The 3732-nt window shown below is 74.8% G+C and carries 4 protein-coding genes; 1 reads left to right on the top strand and 3 read right to left on the bottom strand.

Features of this window, described 5'->3' with window-relative positions:
- The coding region (locus ACWDS7_RS45840) for a MarR family transcriptional regulator (RefSeq protein ID WP_451934414.1) at nt 1–558 on the top strand (558 nt) is incomplete at its 5' end.
- 26 nt (nt 559–584) lie between these two features.
- On the opposite strand, the gene ACWDS7_RS45835 is transcribed toward ACWDS7_RS45840, so the two are convergent.
- The 3 genes from ACWDS7_RS45835 to ACWDS7_RS45825 form a co-directional block, all read right to left on the bottom strand.
- On the bottom strand, nt 585–1136 hold the full coding sequence (locus ACWDS7_RS45835) for a hypothetical protein (RefSeq protein ID WP_451934413.1): 552 nt from the start codon (nt 1134–1136) through the stop codon (nt 585–587).
- A gap of 108 nt (nt 1137–1244) precedes the next feature.
- Nucleotides 1245–1997: a lysophospholipid acyltransferase family protein gene (locus tag ACWDS7_RS45830; RefSeq protein ID WP_451934412.1), complete on the bottom strand. Its 753-nt coding sequence runs from the start codon at nt 1995–1997 to the stop codon at nt 1245–1247.
- A gap of 186 nt (nt 1998–2183) precedes the next feature.
- Nucleotides 2184–3701: a thiamine pyrophosphate-binding protein gene (locus tag ACWDS7_RS45825; protein ID WP_451934411.1), complete on the bottom strand. Its 1518-nt coding sequence runs from the start codon at nt 3699–3701 to the stop codon at nt 2184–2186.
- Between the last annotated feature and the right edge of the window lie 31 nt (nt 3702–3732).

Here is a 3732-nt window from a genome sequence, read left to right as displayed (position 1 = left end):
CCGGACCCGGCGCACGCCGATCCCGCGCACCCGGACCCGGCGCACGCCGATCCCGCGCACCCGGACCCGGCGCACGCCGATCCCGCGCACCCGGACCCGGCGCACGCCGATCCCGCGCACCCGGACCACGACCACACCGCCCGCGACCTCAGGATCGCCGTCGGCCGCCTCGCCCGGCGGATCAGGCAGATCTACGCCACCGTCGACGACGCCAGCGGCATCACCTTCACCGAACTCACCGTGCTGTCCCGGCTGGAGCGGCAGGGGCCTTCCACCTCGGCGGCGCTCGCCAGCTCGGAGCAGGTGACCCCGCAGGCGATCGGCACCGCCCTCGGGGCACTCGCCCAGCGCGGCCTGGTCTCCCGCGCCCCCGACCCGGCCGACGGGCGCAGGGTCGTCACCCGGATCACCGAGGCCGGGCGGCACGCCCTCGGCGACCGGACCCACGCCGTCACCGAGCAGATCGGACGCGCGGTCGGCGACACCATGGACGCCGAGGAGCGGCGCCGGTTGGCCCGGGCGCTCCCCCTGCTGGAGCGGCTCGCCGACCGGCTGTGACCGCCGAGCGCCGGGCGGCCGGGCCGTCAGGAGGAGGCCGCGACCAGGCCCGCGACGACCCCGGCGAGCGAGACCGCGGTGAGGACGGACCCGAGGATCACGGCGGCGCGGCGCCCCCGCCGCACCTTGAAGACGTACAGGAACACATACGGCAGGAAGGCCAGGACCCCCACGCCGAGGAAGGGCATGGTGAGGGCGGCCACGAGACCGGTGGTGCCGGTCGGGACGGCGCGGTCGCCCTGGGGCGTGAGCTGGGCGCGCTTGACGTCTCCGGCGGTGGAGTCGGGCGAGGCGTCCACCATCACCACCTCACCGCCGCGGTCGGACACGAACCTGCCCTTGCAGTCGTAGCGGCCCTCGCCCAGCGACTCGCACGAGAGGACCGTGAGGGTGCCCGGGGTGCCGATCCTTCCGGTCGCGAGCTGGAGATCTCGCACCGAGAAGACGAAGGGCATCAGGCCCAGGGCGATCCAGCAGATGAGCAGGATCGCCATGCCGACCGGTCCCGGCGTGCGGCCGGGGCCCGGGGTGGGCCCGGGCTGGAAGGCGCCGACGATGTTCTCAAATGCGTCACTCATGAGGACAGGATGGGCCGTCCCACTTGCGGTTCACCTGCTCACGACTTGTGCCGGGCCACCCTGGCGCTCACGACCTGCGCTCATGACCTGCGGCAGACCGCCTGGCGCTCACGACTTGTGCCGGGCCGCCCTGGCCTCCGCCTCGGCCGTGTCCAGCTTGTCGGCCTCCTCCGGGGTGGGGGCGGTGCCGCCGAGGTGGCGGGGCTGCCACCAGACCCCCGGGGGGATCTCCGGGTAGGTCCGCTGGGCCCGGTCGAGCAGCGCGGTCATGCGCCCGCGCAGGTCGGCGGTGACAGCGTCGTAGTCGTCGCCCCGCTTGGCGTGCAGCGGCTCGCCGACGAGGATGGTGATCGGCACGTGCCGCTGGAACAGCTTCTTGGGGTGCCCCTTGGTCCACAGCCGCTGGGTGCCCCAGAGCGCGACCGGGATCATCGGCACCTTCGCGCCCACGGCCATCCGGACCGCGCCGTTCTTGATCTCCTTGACCGTGAAGGACTGGCTGATCGTGGCCTCGGCGAACACCCCCACGATCTCGCCGGACTTGAGCGACTTCAGCGCCGCGCCGAACGCGGCGGCACCCGCCGCGCGGTCCACCGGGATGTGGTGCATGCCGCGCATCAGCGGGCCGGAGATCTTGTGGTCGAAGACCTCCTTCTTGGCCATGAAGCGGACCAGGCGCTTGGCGGGCAGCGCGGCCAGGCCGGCGAAGATGAAGTCGAGATAGCTGATGTGGTTGCTGACCAGCACCGCTCCGCCGGTTCGCGGGATCCGCTCGGCGCCTTCGACGCGGATCTTCAGGTCCAGCGCGCGGAACAGGGTCCGCGCGGCCCCGATGACCGGGGGGTACACGATCTCAGCCATGGCTGAACCGTACCCCAGCCCTCCGGCGGTGTTCGACCGGCGGTCACGGCATGTCCACACCGTGGACACCGCCGCGGCGGGCGCCGCCGACCCGTCTCCGGCGCTCCCCCTCAGGCGCGCGGAGCCGGCCGGCGGCCCGGACGCGCTCAGTGCCCCCGGAACGCCTGCCGGCGGCCCGGGGCTCGCTCAGTGCCCCCGGAACGCCTCCTCCAGCCACCACGAACCCCGTGCCCGGCTGACCTTGGCGTGGACCAGCAGCGGCCGGTCCCGCGGCCCGTCCAGCCACCCGGCCACCGCGGCCAGGTCCGCCCGGTCCCGTACGGTCACCGCCGCGCAGCCGAAACCCCGGGCGATGGCGGCGATGTCGACGGGCGGGAAGACGACGGTGTCCAGGCGGTACCCGTCCGGACCGAAGTGGTGCACCTCGGCGCCGTAGCCCTCGTCGTCGTAGACCACGATCACCATCGGGAGGCCGAGCCGTACGACCGTCTCCAGCTCGGCCACGCCCATCAGCGCGCCCCCGTCGCCGAGCGCGGCCACCGCGAGCCGGTCCGGCCGGGCCAGGGCGGCGCCGATCGCGGTGGCCAGGCCGAGGCCGATGGACTGGAAGGCCTGGGTGAAGGCGAAACCGCACTCGTCCGGAACGTCGAGGAACATCGACGGGTATCCCATGAAATTTCCCGAATCGACGGAGACGACGCGCTCGGCGGGGAGCAGGTCGTCCAGCCCGATCGTGAGGGTGCGGGGGTCGATGCGGCCCTCCCCGCCCTCGTCCACGTAGGGCACGTCCCGCCAGCGGCTCTCGCGGGCGATCCGCCCGGCCAGCGCCGCCGACCGGTACCCGGCGCCGCCGGGGGCCGTGCGGAGGCCGTCCGCGCCCCCGGCGAGCAGGGCCGTGACCGCCCTCGCGGTGCGGGCGACGTCACCGACCACACCGAGATGGATCGGACGGTGGGCGCCGAGGGCGTCGGCGTCGAGGTCGACCTGGACGACCTTGGCGTCCGGGCCGATGAGCGTGCCATGGCGGGTGGTCCACATGTTGAGCGCGCAGCCCCAGCCGACGATCACGTCGGCGTCGCGGACGAGCTCGGCGGTGAGGGGCGAGGCGAAGCCGCCGCTCACGTCCAGATCCCACGGGCTGCCCCGGAAGAGCCCCTTGGCCACGGCGGAGGTGGCCAGCAGCGCCCCGGCCCGCTCGGCGAGCTCCTCCAGTTCCCGCCGGGCCGCACGCGCCCCCCGGCCCGCCACGAACACCGGCCGCCGCGCGGCCGCGAGCAGCTCCGCCAGCCGCGCGGCCTGCCCCGCCTCCGGTCCGGCCGCCGGGCCGGGGACCGGGAGCGCCTGACCGGGCGGGGACGGGACGCGCTGCCCCTGCACCTCCAGCGGGAGGTTCAGCAGGACCGTGCGCCGCCCGTCGCGGGCCAGGAGAAAGGCCTCGGCCGTCCGCGCGACGGCGGTCCCGGCGGAGTCGATCCGCAGCGGAACGGCCCCGACCGCCGTGGCCAGGGCGGCCTGGTCGACGAAGAAGTTGGACCGGGGGGCGGTCACCTCGGCGGCCAGCACGACGAGCGGCGTGCGGCTCTTGGCGGCCTCGGCGATGCCGGTCATCGCGTTGGTGAGCCCCGGCCCCTGGTGGACGCTGAGCACGCCGACCCGGCCGCCGGTGCGCGCGTAGGCGTCGGCCATGGGCAGCAGCGACGTCATCTCGGGCGAAGTGCACCTTGCCGCCGCTCAG

It is taken from the genome of Streptosporangium sp. NPDC003464 (genome assembly GCF_053588315.1).
Note: the sequence above shows the minus strand (reverse complement) of the source record. Positions and strands in the feature narration are given on the sequence as shown.

Bases quoted from the DNA above. Each gene is read 5' to 3' on its own strand.
- ACWDS7_RS45835 (WP_451934413.1), bottom strand. From the start codon at position 1,136: ATGAGTGACGCATTTGAGAACATCGTCGGCGCCTTCCAGCCCGGGCCC.
- ACWDS7_RS45830 (WP_451934412.1), bottom strand. From the start codon at position 1,997: ATGGCTGAGATCGTGTACCCCCCGGTCATCGGGGCCGCGCGGACCCTG.
- ACWDS7_RS45825 (WP_451934411.1), bottom strand. From the start codon at position 3,701: ATGACGTCGCTGCTGCCCATGGCCGACGCCTACGCGCGCACCGGCGGC.